This is a genomic window from Nonomuraea sp. NPDC050547, assembly GCF_044457345.1.
Classification (GTDB): Bacteria; Actinomycetota; Actinomycetes; order Streptosporangiales; family Streptosporangiaceae; genus Nonomuraea.
Genome location: NZ_JBITGW010000016.1, coordinates 268,486 through 285,727, shown reverse-complemented (window position 1 = coordinate 285,727; position 17,242 = coordinate 268,486). Strand labels below are relative to the sequence as shown.

Below are 17,242 nucleotides of genomic sequence, written 5' to 3'. Positions count from 1 at the left end.
CATGCGCATCGGCATCGACGTCGGCGGCACCAACACCGACGCAGCCCTCATCGACGACGACGGCAAGGTCCTGGCCACCGTCAAGTCACCGACCACGCAGGATGTCACCGGCGGCGTCGCCGCGGCGCTGGCCGGGCTCGGTGCCACCGAGGTGTCCGCCGTGATGATCGGCACCACCCACTTCGTCAACGCGCTGGTCGAGGCGGCCCGGCTGGAGCCGGTCGCCGCCGTCCGGCTCGGCCTGCCCGCCACCGCCGCGCTGCCGCCCCTGGTCGACTGGCCGGAACGGCTGCGCGAGGTCGTCGAAGGCGCGACGTACCTGTGCCACGGCGGCCACGAGTACGACGGCACCCCCATCTCCGACCTCGACCCCGGCGAGCTCAGGAAGGTGGCGGCCGACATCCGCCGCCGGGGGCTGCGGTCGGTCGCGATCTCCTCGGTGTTCTCGCCGGTCAGCGCCGACTCCGAGGTCAGGGCCGCCGAGATCCTGGCCGCCGAGCTCGGCCCCGGCGTCCACCTGTCGGTCTCCAGCGAGATCGGCCGCGTCGGGCTGCTGGCCAGGGAGAACGCCACCATCGTGAACGCCGCCCTGAGCCGGCTGGCCGTACGCACCGTCGAGGCGTTCGGGCGGGCGCTGCGGGTGGCGGGCATCGACGCGCCCCTGTTCCTGTCGCAGAACGACGGCACGCTGATGGACGTCGCGCACGCGCGCAGGTACCCGGTGCTCACGTTCGCCTCCGGGCCGACCAACTCCATGCGCGGCGCGGCGTACCTGTCCGGTCTGAGCGACTGCGCGGTGGTCGACATCGGCGGGACCACCACCGACGTCGGCATCCTGGCCGGGGGCTTCCCGCGCGAGGCCGCGGGGGAGGCGCTGGTCGCCGAGGTACGGACCAACTTCCGCATCCCCGACGTGCTGTCCATCGGCATCGGCGGCGGTTCGGTCATCGCGGCCGACGGTACGGCGGGCCCGCGCAGCGTCGGATACCGGCTCACCGAGCAGGCGCTGGTGTTCGGCGGGTCCACGCTGACCGCCACCGACCTGGCCGTGGCCGCCGGCCGGGCGGCGATCGGAGACCCGGGACGCGTGTCGGGGGTGTCCTGCGCGGGACCGCTCAAGGACATCGAGGCGCGGGTGGCCGAAGCCGTCGACCGGATGCGCACCTCGCCCGCCCCGCTGCCCGTCGTCCTGGTGGGCGGCGGCAGCATCCTCATCGACACCTTGCCCGGCTTCGCCGACGTGCGGCGGCCCGACCACTTCGAGGTGGCCAACGCCGTCGGCGCCGCCATCGCCCAGGTGGGCGGGGAGGTGGATCGCGTGTTCTCCGGGCCGCGCGAGGCCGTACTGCGGGAAGCCAAGGACGAGGCCACCGCCCGCGCCGAGCGGGCGGGCGCGCGCACGGGCAGCGTGCGGATCGTGGACGTGGAAGAGCTCCCGCTCGCCTACCTGCCCGGCGACGCCACCCGCGTCCGCGTGAAAGCCGTCGGTGACCTGGACCTGGAGAAGATCAATGCGTGAGATCACCGTAGACCTGCTCGATGACCTGGCCCGGGGAGCCGGCATCCTCGGCACAGGGGGCGGCGGCGACCCGTACGTCGGCAAGCTGTTCGCCCGTGAGGCGATCCGCGAGCACGGGCCGGTGCCGCTGTACTCGATCGAGGAGGTGCCCGCCGACGCCACGGTCGTGCCCATCTCCACGATGGGCGCGCCGACGGTGATGCTGGAGAAGCTGCCCGCGGGGACCGAGGAACTGGCCGTCCTGCGCGCGCTGGAGGCCGTGATCGGCCGGCCCGCCACGCACATCGTGCCCATCGAGGTCGGCGGGATGAACTCGATGACCCCCATCGCCGCGGCGGCGCAGGCGGGACTGCCCTTGGTCGACGGCGATGCCATGGGCCGCGCCTTCCCCGAGGCGCAGATGGTCCTGCCCACGCTCATCGGAGTGAGCAACACGCCGATGGCGCTGGCCGACGACAAGGGCAACACCCTCGTCCTGGAGGCGATCTCCAACCACTGGGCGGAGAAGATCGCCAGAGCGGCGTGCGTACGGATGGGCTGCCAGCTGTCCTCTGCCGACACCGTGCTGCGCGGGTCGCAGCTGCGCGATGGTCTCGTGCCCGCCACGCTGACGTTGGCCGAGGACCTGGGCCGTGCCGTACGGCTGGCGCGCGAGGCGCACACCTCGCCGGTCGGGGCCGCGCTGGCCGTACTGGGCGGGACGGAGCTGTTCGCGGGCAAGGTCGTCGACGTCGAGCGCCGCACCACCGGGGGTTTCGCCCGCGGCACGGCGCGCCTGGAGTCGTCGTACGGGGCGCTGGAGCTCAGTTTCCAGAACGAGCATCTGCTGGCCCGCCGCGACGGCACGATCGTGGCCACCACCCCGGACCTGATCTGCGTCCTGGACACCGAGTCCGGCGAACCGGTCACGACCGAGGCACTGCGCTACGGCCTGCGTGTCACCGTCATCGCCGCGCCCTGCGACCCGCGCTGGCGCACGCCAGAGGGGCTGGAGCTGGCCGGGCCTCGCTACTTCGGCTATGACTGCGACTACGAGCCGCTGGTGATCGGCTGAAGGCACTCCTTGACAGGCAGCCAGCTGGCTGCCTAAATTAAAGGCAGCTAAATGGCTGCATATCGACGGGGCGAGGCGGCATGGACGAGGTGTTCAAGGCACTGGCCGACCCGAGCCGGCGCGCGCTGCTCGACTCGCTCAACGCCCGCAACGGGCAGACGCTGCGCGAGCTGTGCGCCGGACTCGACATGGCCCGGCAGTCCGTCAGCAAGCACCTCGCGGTGCTGGAGGAGGCCGGGCTCGTCACCACCGTACGGCGGGGCCGGGAGAAGCTGCACTACCTCAACGCCGCGCCCGTGCACGAGATCGCCCACCGGTGGATCAGCCGTTACGACCAGCCCAGGGTCCAAGCCCTGGCGGACCTGAAACTCGCCCTGGAGGAGATCCCGATGGACGCGCCGACCTTCGTCTACACCACCTACATCCGCACCACCCCGCAAAAGCTCTGGCAGGCGCTGACCGAGCCCGCCTTCACCCGCCGCTACTGGGCCACGGAGTTCACCACGGACTGGTCCGCCGGCTCGCCGATGACCTGGGACAACCACGGGGTGGAGATCAGCGACCCGGAGCAGGTCGTGCTGGCGGCCGAACCTTACAGCCGCCTCTCCTACACCTGGCACGCCGTCACCCCGGAGCTCGCCAAGCGCTTCGGCTGGGACGAGGACGTGCTCGCGCGACTGTCCGCCGAGGCCCGCTCGAAGGTCACCTTCACGATCGAGGAGAACGGGCCGGTCGTGAAGCTCACCGTCGTGCACGACGGCTTCGAGCCCGGATCGAGCCTGGCCGAGATGGTCAGCCACGGCTGGCCGAACGTGATCGCGAGCCTGAAGACGCTGCTGGAGACCGGCGAACCGCTGCCCGAAGACGCGTGACCTCAGGCGATGTAGACGTTCATGTCGGTGAAGTCGAGGGTGACGGTGTAGGGCTTGTGGAAAGCGTGGGCGAAGTCGGCCAGCTTGTAGAACCCTTCGTGGCCGAGCGTGCTCTTTCCGCCCGCGTAGCAGTAGGCGCCCTTGGCGGTGGCACCGCCGAGGCGGACCTCCTTCGGGTAGCAGGGGTGAACGACGACCGGCTGGCCCCCGGCATAGCCGGCCAAGGGGCGGTCGTAGTCGACGCGGACCCCCAGCCGCCTGGCCGTCTCCTCGGAAATGCCCGCGACCTGTTCGCCGGTACCGCCGATGTTCAGGGCCACCACCCCGCTGTCTGAGCCGGCGACGCTGCCCTCGGTGTGCAGCAGGTGCTCACCGGCCAGCCACAGCGGCAGCGGCTCGACCCCTGCTCGTGCGCGCGCCTTCCGGGCCGATTCAGGGGTACGGCGGCGCAGTATCAGCGACCGGCCCGCGTAGTCGAAGGTGGACAGCAGGTGGTAGAAGATCCACGTGCCGATCATGCCGTCGTGGGCCTCGGGGGCGACTTCTCCGCCCGACTCGAGCTCCGACCACCCCACGGGGATGTTGCGCAGTTCGATGCCGCCTAGCTTGAAGGATTCCAGGACCCCGTAGTACAGCCACATGATGTCGCCGAAGGCCTCGATCCTTTGCTTGGCCACGGCGCTCAGCCCGGCCTCCGCGGCGACCTTCGCGCTCACCCCCAGACCGCCGACGCGGGTGTAGAACGTGAAGCTCTTCGACGGCCCGCCGTTGACCGAGGCCTCGACCAGCGGAAACGGGTCCGTCTGCTGCCATGGCAGCCGCGCGAGGTCACCGTGGATCTGATACGGCGTGCCACGGAAGGCCGCGAACTGTTTGGCGTAGGCCTCCTCGCCGGCCGCGTGCCAGCAGGGTGCGGCGAGGGCGAACTTGTCCTGCCGGGTGTAGCAGTCGGCCAGGAGCCGGTTGGTCTGTTCGTCGTCGGGCGCCAGGCCGAGTGCCGTCGTGAGGTATTTCTCGGCGTCGGGGAACTTGTTGCCGAGCAGCGCCACATAGCCGCGCCGGCGTGCGGCGTGGACGTTCCCGGGGTCTGTTTTCAGGATCTCCTCGTACGCGCGCCCGGCCCGCTCGAACTTCCCGGCCTCGAACAGCGTGTCCGCTCGGCTGCTTCCGCCCATGACCAAGACCTTCTCCTCTTCGTGAGCACGACTGGCCTGCCGGTCAACTATCGGCGGGCCATGTTCACGCTTCGTCAGCGCCGTGTCATGGTCGTGTCACCGCGTTCGCGCCCCGATCCCGCGGTCATGGGGAAGGTTCGAGACGACGAGACGCAGGGGGATCGAGATCGGCAACAGGGCCGGAGGACCGGCACTAGGCACATTCCGAAGGCGGCATCCGGCGAGGATGCCGCCTCTCGCGCTTCAGCCGAGGCCGGATCGGGCGATCACGTTGGTGATGCTGATGCGCACCGCGGTGAAGCCTTCCTGTACGAACGATGCGGCGACGCCGTCCGCGGGTTGGGTGGGGTAATAGCGTTCGGCGATACCCACCGCCACGCGTTTGATCTGCTCCGGTTCGGTGGAGGTTCGCGCCTGTCCCTCGATCGACACGAAGCTGTACGGCTGCCGATCGTCGCCGACGCACACCGCGATGCGCCGGTCACGCGCCAGGCTCCTGCCTTTGACGCTTCCGGGCGAAAGGGCGAAGGCGAGTTCGTCGCCGTCGAGGACGAAGCAGACCGGGGTGACGTGCGGCCGCCCGTCGGCGCGCGTAAGGGCTATGTGGGCCAGCCTCGTTCCCGCTGTGACGAAGGAACGCCATTCGTCATCGGTCATCGTTGTCATGGGTGTCATTCCTTTCGCAGCGCCAGCGGGTGGCGCTGAACCCGTTCTCCTTGCCGAAGGCGAACACCTGCGCCGGCTCCATCGCGTAGACGTGCCGGGGATCGCTGAGGGCGGTGTCGGCCGGGTCGTAGAACTCGCCCTCTCTGACGAACGGATGCCACCACGGATACTTGTGCGGGAACAGCTCGGCGACCTCTCGCAGCCTGGCCGCGTCCCGGACGAGATGGGCGCCGCCTTCGAGCACCAGGTCGACATCAGGACCGGGCACCGTGATCGCGCAGCCGTTGTTCCGCACGAGGTTGCGGGCCTTGCGGGACTGCCGGAAGGTGACGAAACAGACCATTCCTTCGAGCCATACGGCCAGCACCGGCACCACGTGCGGCCGCCCGTCCGGGTCGGTGGTGGCCAGCAGGTAGTCGCCCGCTCCGGCCACCCGCGTGCGTACGTCCGCCCAGCTGAGAGCCGTCAGGGGCGTGCCGCGAGGACTGGACAGCTGCTCGGGGGCCGGCTCCAACGTCGTCATAGTCATGACGCTAGGTGAGCCCGTCGCATCACGAAAAGCGATGGTTTTCGATCAAGGCAATCGCTATGAGCGATGGTGCGACGTGTCGTGACGGCTGCCGGCGATCTGGGTGGCGAGGAAGTCGAGCCGCTCCGGCTGGCGGTCCGGGGGGATGCGGCCGCTTTCCGACAGGACGGCCATGCCGTGCAACGCGCTCCAGGTGACTTCGGCGAACAGCTCCCGTCGCGGGTTGTCCGGGCGGAAGCAGTTCACGAACTCGTCGAAACCGGCGCGCAGCGCGGGCGGCGTCTCGGCGTGCCCGAACTTCACATCGGTGGGCAGGACGAACATGGCCTGGTAGAGGGCGGGCTGCTCGCTCGCGAACTCCAGGTAGGCGCGGCAGACGGCGTGCAGTGCCTGAGGCGGCTCGGGGGCGGCCAGCCGGGCATGGCGCAAGCGGTCCGCGAGTTCACCGAAGCCTTCGAGGGCGACGGCGCTCATGATGGCGTCCTTGCCGTTGAAGTGGCTGTAGAGCACGGGCTGGCTGTACTCGACGCGATCGGCCAGCCTTCGCGTGGTCACCGCCTCCCACCCTTCGGCCTCGGCCAGTTCGCGGGCGGTCGTGATGATCAGCTGGTGGCGTTGGGCGCGTTCACGTTCGCGGCGCTTGCTGATGGCGGACATGGAGACATCCTAGCAACGCTAGACATCGTGTCCGCGATAGGTCTACAGTCGCTATCAGATCTAGCGCTGCTAGAAATATCGTTGTCGAGAGGACTCCTCATGCTCAGCATCATCGCCACCGTGCTCGCCGGACTGCTCGGCGCGGGCGTCATCTTCATGGGCGCCCAATTCTTCTGGGCGCCGCAGGCCGCGGCGGGCTTCGGCATCCCCGACACGCCGACCGAGGACAGCACCTTCCGTGCCTGGCTGTCCGTCAAGGGCGTGCGCGACATCGGCGCGGGGCTCCTGATCCTCGTCGTGCTGGTCGGCGGGACGACTCACCTGCTGGGCTGGGTCATGCTGGCCGCCGCCTTCATCCCCGTCGGCGACGCGGCGATCGTGCTGCGCGGCAACGGCCCCAAGGCGACCGCCTACGGCGTCCACGCCGCCACGGCGGCGGTGATGCTGGTGATCGGCGCACTCCTGCTCATCGCGTGACCACTCGTCGTCAGTTTACTCAGCCAGGGCAGGCCCTTCCTCGCCCAATCAAGATCGAGATAATCGGATGCCGCCACCGCATCAAAGCCGATGACCCTGGTGCCACACTTGCTGATCGCTCTTGGCGATTGAGTTGATCGGAAACCATCGCTTTTCGTGATGGCTCATAGCCCCTAGCGTGGCTGGCATGACAAGCACATTCGTGTTGATTCACGGCGGGGGAGATGTCGGGTGGTCCTGGCATCTGGTGGAGGCCGAGCTACGGGCGCGTGGGCACGACGTGCTGGCTCCCGACCTTCCGGGCGATGACGAGTCGAAGACCCTGGCGGACTACGCCGACGCCGTGATCGAGGCGGTCGGTGACAGGCGGAACCTGGTCGTCGTGGGCCACTCCTTCGGCGCGTTCACCGCCCCGCTGGTCGCCGATCGGTTGCCCGTCGACGCGCTGGTCCTGCTGGCCGGCATGATCCCGTCGCCGGGTGAGTCGCCGGACGACTGGTGGGCCAACACCGGCTACCGGAGCGCGGCGGAGGAGCAGGCCAAGCTCGACGGCGGTCTGACCGGCAACGCGGATCCGTACGTGAGCTTCTACCACGACGTACCGCGGGAGCTGGCCCGGGAGGCTCTGGGCAAGGAGCGCGCGCACCCGTCGAGCACCGCGTCGGCCGCTCCGTGGCCGCTGGCCGCGTGGCCGGACGTGCCGACGAGGTTCGTGCTCTGCGCCGAGGACCGTGTCTTCCCGCCCGAGTTCATGCGCCGCCTGGCGGCCGACCGCCTGGGCATCGTTCCGGACGAGATCGCGGGCAGCCACTGCGTCGCGCTCAGCCGCCCCAAGCAGGTGGCGGATCTGCTGGTGGGGTACGCGACCTTGAGGCCCCGGCAGGCCGATCTCGATCCGTGACATGGTGGTGGATCACTACGGAAGAGGGATGATCGTGCGAAAGATGGCCTGGGCCCTGGTCGCCGCCACCTTGTTAACGTCACTGCTCGGAGCACCGGCGCGGGCCGCGGTCTCCCATCGGGTCTGGCACTGGAACGTCGCCGGCAACACCATGCACAAGGGATCCACCACCGACGGGCTCATCCCCGCGGCCGTCTCCTCCATCACCGGCGCCAGGGCGGTGTTCGCCTCGGTCAACGAGCTGTGCCAGCAGCAGTTCGACGCCCTCATCCAGCGACTGCGTACCGCGGGCTGGCCTGAGGATCCGGCCAACTTCGCCCGGTTCGAGGCGACCATCCCCGGCCGGGCGGGCGGGCCGTGCCAGGGCAAGGCCTACGGCATCGGGCTGTTCAGCAAGAAGCCGCTCGGCGCGGCCGACCGGATCACCCTGCCCTACGACGGCAATGAGCCGCGCAAGCTGCTCTGCGCGCCGTTGCGTGAACAGAAGCGCCTGCGCTTCTGCACGACGCACTCCACCTTCGTCGACGCCTTCCGCCTTCCGCAGCTCACCGCGATCTTCGAGCGGATGGACGCCTACCGGGCGGCCGGCGACCAGGTCATCGTCGCGGGCGACTTCAACGCCGCCCCCAACTTCGAGCGGATGAACCGCTTCTACTCCTCCCAGGTGAACACTCCGAACAACGACGGCAACACCGGCCACTTCCGCGAGGTGGACGACGCCGACGCCGCCGCCTGCCCCGGCTATGGCGAGGGCACGCTCCAGAAGGCCGACGGCGGCGGCCCGTGCCGTACCGGAACGAAGATTGACATGATCTTCACGCACGACGGCGATTACGTGGCCGCCTCATCCTCGGGCGACGCGCGGCCGTCACCCACGACCTGCGCGGGGAACGCCTGCTCCGACCACCGGATCCTCACCGGGACCGTAACGCTGCGCCCGCTTGAGGAAGGGGCTGTCGCGCGGGCCGGAAACGGGTAGCGTCCTGCGGAGGACGCCCAGCGCGATGGAGGCCGCCGATGACCGAGGTTCCAGCGCCGCGTGGCGAACGGTCGGTCGAGCTCCACGGCGACAACCACGGGATCATCACGACCGGCGACCACGCGAACATCACGCAACTGGTGACGCGGATCGAGGCGGTGCGCCCGGTCGAGGGCGTCACGGTGCCGCCGGGGCTGGGGAACGTGCCCGCGGTACCGCGCACGTTCGTCGGGCGCGCGGAGGACCTGGAGGTCCTGCACGCGACGCTGATCGAGGACAGGCCGGTGGTGGTGCGGGCGCTGCACGGGATGGGCGGCGTCGGAAAGTCGACCTTCGCGGCACGGTACGCGCGGCAGTACCGCGACCACTACCAGATGGTCTGGTGGATCGTGTCCGACACCGAGGAGACGGTGTCGGCGGGTCTGGCCGATCTGGCGGTCGCGCTCCAGCCGGAGCTCGGCGGGCTGCCGGCGCAGGCGCTCACGCTCCGGGCGAAGGCCTGGCTGGCCTGCCATTCCGGCTGGCTATTGATCTGTGACAACGCTTCGGGCCCCGGCGTGCTCGGCGATCTCGCCGCGGTCGCCGGCGACGGACGGATGATCATTACGAGCCGGTTGGCGCATGGCTGGCACGCTCTCGGCGCCGACACCGTTCACCTGGACGTTCTGGGCGAGGCGGCCTCGCTCGAACTGCTCCTCTCCTTCGCCCCGCAGGGTCAGGCCGGCGCCTGGCCGGGCGCGGCGGGCCTCGTCGCCCGTCTCGGCGGGCTTCCGCTGGCGATCGAGCAGGCGGGCGCCTATCTCCAGGAGACCGGCCTCACTCCCGATGCGTACCTGCGGCTCCTGGGCGAGCAGCCCGCCCGCCTCCACGACAGCACGGCCGAAGGCTCCGCGGGACGCGCGACGATCGCCCAGGTCTGGAAGACGACCCTCGACACGATCGGCGTACGCTCCCCGCTTCCCGGCGACCTTCTCGCGATCCTGGCGTGGCTCGGCCCGGAACCCGTCCCGCGGACCGTCTTCCGGGCCCTGGCCCAGCCCAAGCCGGTCTACCGGCGGCGGCGTCCGTGGGAACGCCGCGACCGCGACGGCTGGAGCACGACCCGGGCGTTGTGCGACTCCCTCGACGTCGAGGAGGCTCTCGGCCGCCTTGACGCCTACAACATGGTCAGCCTGACCTCCGAGTACGTGACCGTGCACCGGCTCGTCCAGGACGTCACCCGGACGGCGGAGGGGGCGGCGCCCGGCATCGCCAGGGACCGCGCGGCGATCCTGCTCGAACTCGCCTTCCCCGCGGACCCGAGTCTCCCAGAGGCCCGGACGGTGGTCCGCGCGCTGCTCCCGCACATCACCACGCTGGCGTCCAGGACCCCGAAGGAGGCCGAGGGCCTGGCCCTGCCGTTCCTCCTGTGGTACACGTCCGTGTTCCTCGGCGAGCAGGGCGACGTCCTGCGGGCCGTCGCTCTCCTGGACCGTGCGCTGGAGTCGGCTCGGCGGCTCTACGGCGCCGTCCATCCGGTCACGCTGTACGTCCGTGACGCGCTCGGCGTGGCCTGCCAGGACGCGGGGGAGCTGGGTGACGCCATCGCGCTGCTCAAGGCGAACCTCGCCGACCGCAAGGCCAGGCACGGCCGTAACGACCCGCGCACCTTCGAGAGCCGCCGCCACCTCGCGCTCGCCTACCAGGCGGCCGACGACCACGCCCAGGCCACGGTCCTGTTCGAGCTGCTCCTGGCCGACCGGGAACGGCTGCTCGGACCCCACGACCCGTTCACGCTCCAGAGCCGCCACGATCTGGCCAACGCCCACTACCGCGCGGGCGACCAGGCGACGTCGATCCCTCTGTTCGAGGAGGCCCTCGCGGCGTGCGAAGAGGTACTCGGCCCGGCGCACGGCCATACCCTGGGGGTCCGCAACAACCTCGCGCTCGCCTGCTCGCGCAACGGCGACGAGGAACGCGCGGCCGCGCTGCTGCGGAGGAATCTGGAGGAGCGGGAGCGGGAGCACGGCGCCGACCACCCGGACACCCTCCTCGCCCGCTTCAACCTGGCGGACGTCCTCGCGCGGATCGGGGACGAGGACGGCGCGCTGGCCATGCTGGAAGCCGTCGTGGAGGACAGCGAAAGGGTCCTCGACGATCTGCACCCCGACCGGCTCGCCAACCGCGAGGGACTCGCGGACGCCTACCTGAGCGCCAAGGAGTACACGAAGGCCGTCCCGCTGCTGGAGAAGCTGCTGGAAGACCGGGAACGGGCGCTGGGCCCCGACCACCCGAGCACGCTGGACGTCCGGAGCGACCTCGCCGGCGCCTACTCGCTGACCGGCGGGCTCGACCGCGCCCTGCCGATGTTCGAGGAGGTCCTGGCCGCCAGGGAGCGGGTGCAGGGCGACGGCCACCGCAGGACCCTGGACGCGCGCCGCGACCTGGCGCTCGCCTTCGAACAGGCGAGACAGCCCTATCGCGCCATCCCCCACTTCAAGCGCGTCCTCGCGGACAGCTCCAGACTGTTAGGCCGCGACCACCCGGAAACGTTGGACGCTCGCCAGGATCTCGCGAGCGCGTATCAATCCGTCGATGACCTGAAACGGGCCGTTCCGCTGTACGTGGAGGCCGTTGAGGGCTTCGCCAGGCTTCTTGGCGAGGACGATCCGAAGACCTTCGGAGCCCGGCGCGACCTGGGATTCGCCTACGAGCAGATCGGGGATCACGAACGCGCGCTCCGGCAGTTCGAGATGGCGCTCCCCGGCCACGAGCTGGTTCTGGGGCCGGACCACATCCTGACGGAGGCGGTCCGTGACTCCCTGCGCTTCCTCACCGAGAACCTCGACTGGCTCGGCGACGAGAACTAGAAGGCGCCCGGCCGGTGGGGCTACCCCTACCGCGGGTTGGCCTGCTGGCATGATCACTCACGAAAAGCCGGACATATAGCTTCATAGCGCCACAAACAACTGATGAAGGGGCTTTGTCCGTGTCTGGCACCACCTCGTTCCGCCGTATCGTCTCCCGCTCCGCCGTCGTCGCGCTGGCCGGCGCGGCCTGCCTCGCGGCCACCGCCGGGAGCGCTGGAGCGATCATCAACGGCTCCAAGCCCACTGAGTCCTACCCCTTCATGGCCACCATCCCGACCACGGCCCCGCTCGTGGGCCTGACGGACGGCACCTGCGGCGCCGCTCTGATCGACCCGCAGTGGGTCGTGACCGCCGCGCACTGCCTCGACATGGAGATCGGCTCCATCCCGGCGGGGACGGTACGCATCGGCAGCGACGAGCGTAAGTCCGGCGGAACCGTCCGCAAGATCGCACAGGCGTTCCTTCACCCCGGCTACGCCCAGAACGCCCCGAACAAGAACGACATCGCGCTGGTACGCCTGGACCGGCCGGTCAGCGTCAAGCCGATCACGATCGCCAAGCGGGCGGGCGGGCCCGGCACGCCGACCCGGATCATGGGCTTCGGCATCACGAAGTTCAGCACCGACCCCGCCGAATGGACGATGTCCGGCAAGCTCCGCCAGCTCGACACCCGCCGCGGCGCCGTCTCCGAGTGCGGCGCCGGTTACGCCGACGACACCCGCCTGTGCACGGTCAGCCAGAAGCCCAAGGCCATGGCCTGCAACGGCGACTCCGGCGGCCCCCAGATCCAGCGCGGCCGCGGCGGACGCTGGGAGCTGATCGGCGTCACCTCCGGCCCCGGCGCCAAGAGTCCCTCCTGCGAGCGGGGCCCCGGCCTCTACACCAACGTGCCCGCCTACGCCGACTGGATCAACAAGACCGTGAACGCCACCCGGTAGCCCGTCAAGCGTTCGTCGCGGCGACATCGCGGAAGTCGGCGGCATGGTCGCGGGCCCACTGCGCGAAGGTCCGGGCCGGGCGGCCGGTGACGACCTCCGCCGTGGGCAGCGGGCCCAGCTGCGCCGGATCGAAATCCGATGCCGCGTCGGGGTCGGCCGGGTTTCCGGCGTAGTCGGTGAAGCCCAGCAGGAAGTCCGCGGCCTCCGCGGCGAACCCGCCCTGCGCGAGGTACACCTTCCGGGCCTCGGCCGGGCTGAGCTCCTCGAAGCGGATCTCCTCGCCGATCGCCGCCGCGATGGCGCGGACCTGGTCGCGAAGGCTGATCAGCTCCGGTCCGTTGACGTCGTAGGCCTTGCCGGTGTGACCGTCTTCCAGCAGCGCCGCGAGCGCCACGTCGGCGATGTCCCGCTCGTGCACGGGGAACCAGCCCGAGTCGGGGTTGGCGTCCCGCACCACCCGCTCGGCCCGGATCGACGGGCCCCACAGCGGCAGCTTGTTCGCCGCGAACTCGCCCGGCCGTACGTGTGTCCACTCCAGCCCGGACTCCTCGGCCGCCCGCTCCACGGGCAGGTGGAACGTCGTGTCGTAGCCGCCGGTCACCGCGCCCGACGACAACACCACCAGGCGCCGCACTCCCGCTCGCGTCGCCAGCGCGACCACCTCTCGTGCGGTGGAGGGTTCGGGGAAGAGGTACATCCGGTCGACGCCGGTCATGGCCGGTTCCACCGTGCGCGGGCGCGTGAGGTCGCCCGCCATGACGTCGACGCCGCCGGGCAGCTGGGCCCCGGCCGGATTCCGCGTCAGGGCGCGCACCTCCGCGCCCGCGTCGAGCAGTCCCTTTGCCACAAGCCGCCCTACGTTGCCGGTCGCGCCGGTCACCAGTACTCGCATCGGCTGAGCCCTTCTCGAATTTCCGTACTGCCTACGGTTAAACAATACCGTAACGTATACGGGAAATAGGACACGAGGAGATGTGATGGAACGCAGCGGCGGCGGCGATCCCGGCGCGACACTGCGGCTGCTGTGGCGTGGCGCCGCCCCGGGCGGCGACCGGCCCGCGCGGGGACGGCCACCGAAGATCACGCTCGGGCAGATCGTCACCGCGGCGATCGCCGTGGCCGACCGCGACCAGCTTGAGGCCACGACCATGGACAAGGTCGCCGGTGAGCTGGGCGCCGGCACGATGTCGCTGTACACGCACGTCCCCGGCAAGGCCGAACTGATCGACCTGATGGTGGACGCCACGTGGTGTGAGCTGGCCCTGCCGTACGGCACGGATCCACGGCCGGAGGGCTGGCGGGCTCAGGTGGAGCTGTACGCTCACCGGGCCTCGGCGCTGCACGGGCGTCATCCCTGGCTTCGTGAGATCTCGACCGTGCGTCCGCCCTTGGGCCCCGGCCTGCTGGCCCGGCAGGAGTACCTGCTGTCCGCGCTGTCGGGCACCGGCCTCGACGCCGTTCAGAGGACGGCCGCGACCGACGCGATCGTGACCTTCGTGGACGCCGCGGCCGGCGCGCAGGCGGAACACGCGTACGCCGAGCAGGTCAGCGGCCAGTCCGACCCCGACTGGTGGGCGGCGCGACAGGCGTTCTGGACGGAGATCTTCGATGCCGGCCGCTACCCCTCCATCGCGCGGGCCTGGACGGAGGGCGGGCTGAGCCGTAGCGCCGCCGAGGCCTCCGCGATGGCGTTCGACCTCGGGCTGAGCAGCCTGCTGGACGGGATCGAAGCGCGCGTGACATCAGGGTAGGACGCGGCGTGGGTTGAGTGAGGACCGTGGGTGCTGTTAGCTTCGCACGGTGGACGACAGGCGTGCACGTGCGGAGGCGATCGAGGACTTCGCGGCGTCCCTGCGGGAACTGCGCAACTCTGTCGGCAACCCACCTTTTCGGGAAATGTCCGGCCGGTCCGGGGCGATCTCCCACACGACGTTGCACGAAGCCGTCAAGGGCAACCGGCTCCCGAGCTGGGAGACCACCGTCGAGTTCGTCAAGGCGTGCGGCGCGGACCCGGCCGCGTACCGCGAACATTGGGAAAGGGCGAACCTGGCGGTCAGATCCGTGAGCGCCGTGGAACCCCGCGCGGACACCTCGGCGGGCCCCGCCACCGAGCCGCGGAAGCCCTGGCCGCCGGTCTCCGTGCGGGGGAGCGCCGGGCGGTTCCGGCTGACGCGCCCGGCCGTGATCGCGGCGGCGGGCGCCGTCGTGCTGGGGGCGGCGGTCCTCGTGGAGGTGGTCGTGGTCAATCGCGACTCCACACCCGCGGGACCCGGCCCGAACCCTCCGGCCGTCAGCGCGTCGATCGCGCTGTCCTCCACCGGTTGCCCGGTGCGGTCGAGCAACCCGCCGCCCGCCTCGCCGCTGTACAAGGGCGACGCGGCCGTGTTCGTCGCGGACGTCACGCTCCCCGACTGCATGCACGTCGGCACGGGCGAGATCCTGACCAAGGTGTGGCGGCTCAAGAACGCCGGGAGCGTGCGGTGGAAGGGGTACTCACTCCGGCGCCTCGAACCCGCGCAGCAGGCTGATCAATGCCGGACCGTCGCCGACGTGCCGATCAAGGACACGCGACCCGGGGAGATGGTCGAGATCCAGACCGACATCACGACGCCGATGAAGCCGGGACTGTGCTACGCGCGGTTCAAGATGGTGGACGCCTCCGGAACGGTCGTGTTCCCCGGAAGCCGGCCGGTCACGTTCCAGATCATCGTCAACAAACGGTAGTTCCCCGCCGCGTACGACACGGCGGGGAACAGAGAGGGGATTCAGGAGCCGATGCCGATCCCCGTGTAGTAGCTCCGGAGGATCCTGGCGTAGTTCCAGCCCGCCTTGGCCTTGTCGCGCGAGCCCTTCTGCGACATCCAGTCCCCGTCGACCCAGTTGCCGCACGCCGTCGTCGTCGAGCAGTACTGGGCCTTGAAGATCTTCCCGCCGCGGGTCAGCCGGATGCCCCAGGTCGCGTCCACCGCGGCGCTCGTCGCCGCCTTCGCGGAACCGGGCTTGTACACCTGGCTCGACGTGTGGTCATAGACGTCGAAGCACTGGCCGCTCGGGGTCTTGCGGTTCGAGCGCATCGCCCAGTACCAGCCGAAGTTCTTGACGGCCAGCGCCCCCGCCCTCAGGGACTCCCTGGGCCAGCTCGACACCCACTCGTTGGGCAGGACGTTCTTGACGTACGTCTTGAAGTCCACCCGTTCCACGCGATTGATGGACTTGCGGTACACGAGGATCGTCGTGGGCAGCCTGGTGTCCGTGCCGTCGGACTTGCACCCGGTGACCGGCGGCTTGGACGTCAGGAACAGGTGTGAGGCGTTCTGGTTCTTGAGGGTGGGGTTCAGGTTGCCTCTGGCGCCTGCGGCGAAGTCCTGGAATTTGCCGGTGTGGCCGCTGTTGAAGTAGACGCGGACGGTTTTGCTGCTGCGGTTCCAGACGGAGGCGGCGGAGTTCTTGATGCATTTGCCTTTGCCGGCGCCGGGTCCCTTGAAGTCGAAGCAGGAGGGTTGTTTGGTGGCGTAGTCGCCGACGGATCCGGTGAAGTCGGAGACGGATCCCTGGTTGTTGCTGTTGAAGTAGTAACAGAATTCGCCGGCTTCGCAGACGCCGTTGCGGTTCGCGGCCGAGGCGGGGGCCGAGGTGGTGGCGAGCATGGTCCCGCCGAGCGCCATCGCTGAGAGCAGCCGTACGGTTCGGGTGAGCACAGGTGTCATCCTCACTACTTGACGGTGTAGCCCTGGGAGTTCCAGAACGGGCCCGGGTTCGGGTTCTGCAGGTCCCAGTCCTTGACGCTCTTGGCCGCCCGCAGGTGGCGTCCGGGGCGCATTTCGACGTGGGTGTGCGCGGACGACTTCTTCGACACCCCGTGCCAGGACTCCGTGCCGAGGAGCTGGCCTCGCCTGACCTGCTGGCCCACGCGCAGGGAGTCCAGCGGATCGGTGTGCAGGTAGATCACCGTCTTGTTCAGCGAGGCCATGTAGATGGAGATGGTGGAAAGCCCTGACCCGCCGGGCGCCCCTTGCCGGACGTTGATGATCTGGCCTGCCACCAAGGAGCGGACGTTCGCGCCCAGGCCCCGGACGATGTCGATGCCCTCGTGCCGGCCGGGGGTGTTCTTGTAGCCGTCATAGCCGGTGGAGATCCGGCCGCTGGCCGCGTACAGGGAGAACGACATGATGGCGCGGGGCGTCGATGACCCCGGGCCGAACAGGTGTGAGGCGTTCTGGTTCTTGAGGGTGGGGTTCAGGTTGCCTCTGGCGCCTGCGGCGAAGTCCTGGAATTTGCCGGTGTGGCCGCTGTTGAAGAAGACGCGGACGGTTTTGCTGCTGCGGTTCCAGACGGAGGCGGCGGAGTTCTTGATGCATTTGCCTTTGCCGGCGCCGGGTCCCTTGAAGTCGAAGCAGGAGGGTTGTTTGGTGGCGTAGTCGCCGACGGATCCGGTGAAGTCGGAGACGGATCCCTGGTTGTTGCTGTTGAAGTAGTAGCAGAATTCGCCGGCTTCGCAGACGCCGTTGCGGTTCGCGGCCGAGGCGGGGGCCGCGGTGGCGAGTGCCGTTCCGCCGAGCGCCATCGCCGCGGTCGCCGCGGCGAGGATCCTGGTGAGCGTTGTCATATTGTTCTCCTTCTGTCCGT

The 17,242-nt window shown here is 69.8% G+C and carries 17 protein-coding genes; 10 read left to right on the top strand and 7 right to left on the bottom strand.

The features are described from left to right. Position 1 precedes the first annotated feature (1 nt). From ACIBHY_RS36100 to ACIBHY_RS36090, 3 genes are all read left to right on the top strand, one after another. The gene (locus ACIBHY_RS36100) at positions 2-1,519 is read left to right on the top strand and encodes a hydantoinase/oxoprolinase N-terminal domain-containing protein (RefSeq protein ID WP_397309029.1); all 1,518 of its coding nucleotides are present in this window, start codon (positions 2-4) and stop codon (positions 1,517-1,519) included. Next, positions 1,512-2,573, top strand: coding sequence for a DUF917 domain-containing protein (locus ACIBHY_RS36095; RefSeq protein WP_397254761.1), 1,062 nt, complete (start codon positions 1,512-1,514; stop codon positions 2,571-2,573). The genes ACIBHY_RS36100 and ACIBHY_RS36095 overlap by 8 nt, the downstream gene beginning before the upstream one ends. Positions 2,574-2,653: 80 nt before the next feature. Continuing rightward, positions 2,654-3,445 (top strand): ArsR/SmtB family transcription factor, encoded by a 792-nt coding sequence (locus tag ACIBHY_RS36090; protein WP_397254760.1) that lies wholly within the window; start codon positions 2,654-2,656, stop codon positions 3,443-3,445. Positions 3,446-3,447: 2 nt separating this feature from the next. Here ACIBHY_RS36090 and ACIBHY_RS36085 read toward each other — a convergent pair whose 3' ends face one another. The 4 genes from ACIBHY_RS36085 to ACIBHY_RS36070 form a co-directional block, all read right to left on the bottom strand. Continuing rightward, the gene (locus tag ACIBHY_RS36085) at positions 3,448-4,620 is read right to left on the bottom strand and encodes a tetratricopeptide repeat protein (RefSeq protein WP_397309028.1); all 1,173 of its coding nucleotides are present in this window, start codon (positions 4,618-4,620) and stop codon (positions 3,448-3,450) included. A gap of 243 nt (positions 4,621-4,863) precedes the next feature. After that, positions 4,864-5,286, bottom strand: coding sequence for a PPOX class F420-dependent oxidoreductase (locus ACIBHY_RS36080; protein WP_397309027.1), 423 nt, complete (start codon positions 5,284-5,286; stop codon positions 4,864-4,866). Further along, positions 5,267-5,809: a pyridoxamine 5'-phosphate oxidase family protein gene (locus ACIBHY_RS36075; RefSeq protein ID WP_397309026.1), complete on the bottom strand. Its 543-nt coding sequence runs from the start codon at positions 5,807-5,809 to the stop codon at positions 5,267-5,269. The genes ACIBHY_RS36080 and ACIBHY_RS36075 overlap by 20 nt, the downstream gene beginning before the upstream one ends. A gap of 63 nt (positions 5,810-5,872) precedes the next feature. Next, on the bottom strand, positions 5,873-6,472 hold the full coding sequence (locus ACIBHY_RS36070; RefSeq protein ID WP_397309025.1) for a TetR/AcrR family transcriptional regulator: 600 nt from the start codon (positions 6,470-6,472) through the stop codon (positions 5,873-5,875). A gap of 99 nt (positions 6,473-6,571) precedes the next feature. Here ACIBHY_RS36070 and ACIBHY_RS36065 point away from each other — a divergent pair, with 99 nt between their 5' ends. From ACIBHY_RS36065 to ACIBHY_RS36045, 5 genes are all read left to right on the top strand, one after another. Next, the gene (locus ACIBHY_RS36065) at positions 6,572-6,949 is read left to right on the top strand and encodes a DUF4267 domain-containing protein (RefSeq protein ID WP_397254750.1); all 378 of its coding nucleotides are present in this window, start codon (positions 6,572-6,574) and stop codon (positions 6,947-6,949) included. A 187-nt stretch (positions 6,950-7,136) separates the two neighbouring features. Continuing rightward, entirely contained in the window at positions 7,137-7,850 is a 714-nt protein-coding gene (locus tag ACIBHY_RS36060) for an alpha/beta fold hydrolase (RefSeq protein ID WP_397254748.1), read from the top strand. A gap of 28 nt (positions 7,851-7,878) precedes the next feature. Further along, positions 7,879-8,829, top strand: coding sequence for an endonuclease/exonuclease/phosphatase family protein (locus tag ACIBHY_RS36055; RefSeq protein WP_397309024.1), 951 nt, complete (start codon positions 7,879-7,881; stop codon positions 8,827-8,829). A gap of 38 nt (positions 8,830-8,867) precedes the next feature. Beyond that, positions 8,868-11,678 carry a tetratricopeptide repeat protein gene (locus ACIBHY_RS36050; protein WP_397309023.1) on the top strand — a complete coding sequence of 937 codons (2,811 nt, stop codon included), beginning with the start codon at positions 8,868-8,870 and terminating at the stop codon, positions 11,676-11,678. 119 nt (positions 11,679-11,797) lie between these two features. Next, entirely contained in the window at positions 11,798-12,616 is an 819-nt protein-coding gene (locus ACIBHY_RS36045; protein WP_397309022.1) for a S1 family peptidase, read from the top strand. 4 nt (positions 12,617-12,620) lie between these two features. Here the strand turns inward: ACIBHY_RS36045 and ACIBHY_RS36040 are convergent, their stop codons facing one another. Then, positions 12,621-13,508 carry an SDR family oxidoreductase gene (locus ACIBHY_RS36040; RefSeq protein WP_397254741.1) on the bottom strand — a complete coding sequence of 296 codons (888 nt, stop codon included), beginning with the start codon at positions 13,506-13,508 and terminating at the stop codon, positions 12,621-12,623. A gap of 85 nt (positions 13,509-13,593) precedes the next feature. Here ACIBHY_RS36040 and ACIBHY_RS36035 point away from each other — a divergent pair, with 85 nt between their 5' ends. Together ACIBHY_RS36035 and ACIBHY_RS36030 are read left to right on the top strand one after the other, a co-directional pair. Beyond that, positions 13,594-14,367: a TetR/AcrR family transcriptional regulator gene (locus tag ACIBHY_RS36035; RefSeq protein WP_397309021.1), complete on the top strand. Its 774-nt coding sequence runs from the start codon at positions 13,594-13,596 to the stop codon at positions 14,365-14,367. Between the two features lie 49 nt (positions 14,368-14,416). Then, a complete protein-coding gene (locus ACIBHY_RS36030; protein WP_397309020.1) occupies positions 14,417-15,340 on the top strand; it encodes an NBR1-Ig-like domain-containing protein in 924 nt (307 codons plus the stop codon). Positions 15,341-15,381: 41 nt separating this feature from the next. Here ACIBHY_RS36030 and ACIBHY_RS36025 read toward each other — a convergent pair whose 3' ends face one another. Both ACIBHY_RS36025 and ACIBHY_RS36020 read right to left on the bottom strand, forming a co-directional pair. Next, positions 15,382-16,314 (bottom strand): SpoIID/LytB domain-containing protein, encoded by a 933-nt coding sequence (locus ACIBHY_RS36025; protein WP_397309019.1) that lies wholly within the window; start codon positions 16,312-16,314, stop codon positions 15,382-15,384. Between the two features lie 14 nt (positions 16,315-16,328). Then, positions 16,329-17,222 (bottom strand): peptidase inhibitor family I36 protein, encoded by an 894-nt coding sequence (locus ACIBHY_RS36020; protein ID WP_397309018.1) that lies wholly within the window; start codon positions 17,220-17,222, stop codon positions 16,329-16,331. Between the last annotated feature and the right edge of the window lie 20 nt (positions 17,223-17,242).

Bases quoted from the DNA above. Each gene is read 5' to 3' on its own strand.
- ACIBHY_RS36100 (WP_397309029.1), top strand. From the start codon at position 2: ATGCGCATCGGCATCGACGTCGGCGGCACCAACACCGACGCAGCCCTC.
- ACIBHY_RS36095 (WP_397254761.1), top strand. From the start codon at position 1,512: ATGCGTGAGATCACCGTAGACCTGCTCGATGACCTGGCCCGGGGAGCC.
- ACIBHY_RS36090 (WP_397254760.1), top strand. From the start codon at position 2,654: ATGGACGAGGTGTTCAAGGCACTGGCCGACCCGAGCCGGCGCGCGCTG.
- ACIBHY_RS36085 (WP_397309028.1), bottom strand. From the start codon at position 4,620: ATGGGCGGAAGCAGCCGAGCGGACACGCTGTTCGAGGCCGGGAAGTTC.
- ACIBHY_RS36080 (WP_397309027.1), bottom strand. From the start codon at position 5,286: ATGACAACGATGACCGATGACGAATGGCGTTCCTTCGTCACAGCGGGA.
- ACIBHY_RS36075 (WP_397309026.1), bottom strand. From the start codon at position 5,809: ATGACGACGTTGGAGCCGGCCCCCGAGCAGCTGTCCAGTCCTCGCGGC.
- ACIBHY_RS36070 (WP_397309025.1), bottom strand. From the start codon at position 6,472: ATGTCCGCCATCAGCAAGCGCCGCGAACGTGAACGCGCCCAACGCCAC.
- ACIBHY_RS36065 (WP_397254750.1), top strand. From the start codon at position 6,572: ATGCTCAGCATCATCGCCACCGTGCTCGCCGGACTGCTCGGCGCGGGC.
- ACIBHY_RS36060 (WP_397254748.1), top strand. From the start codon at position 7,137: ATGACAAGCACATTCGTGTTGATTCACGGCGGGGGAGATGTCGGGTGG.
- ACIBHY_RS36055 (WP_397309024.1), top strand. From the start codon at position 7,879: ATGATCGTGCGAAAGATGGCCTGGGCCCTGGTCGCCGCCACCTTGTTA.
- ACIBHY_RS36050 (WP_397309023.1), top strand. From the start codon at position 8,868: ATGACCGAGGTTCCAGCGCCGCGTGGCGAACGGTCGGTCGAGCTCCAC.
- ACIBHY_RS36040 (WP_397254741.1), bottom strand. From the start codon at position 13,508: ATGCGAGTACTGGTGACCGGCGCGACCGGCAACGTAGGGCGGCTTGTG.
- ACIBHY_RS36035 (WP_397309021.1), top strand. From the start codon at position 13,594: ATGGAACGCAGCGGCGGCGGCGATCCCGGCGCGACACTGCGGCTGCTG.
- ACIBHY_RS36020 (WP_397309018.1), bottom strand. From the start codon at position 17,222: ATGACAACGCTCACCAGGATCCTCGCCGCGGCGACCGCGGCGATGGCG.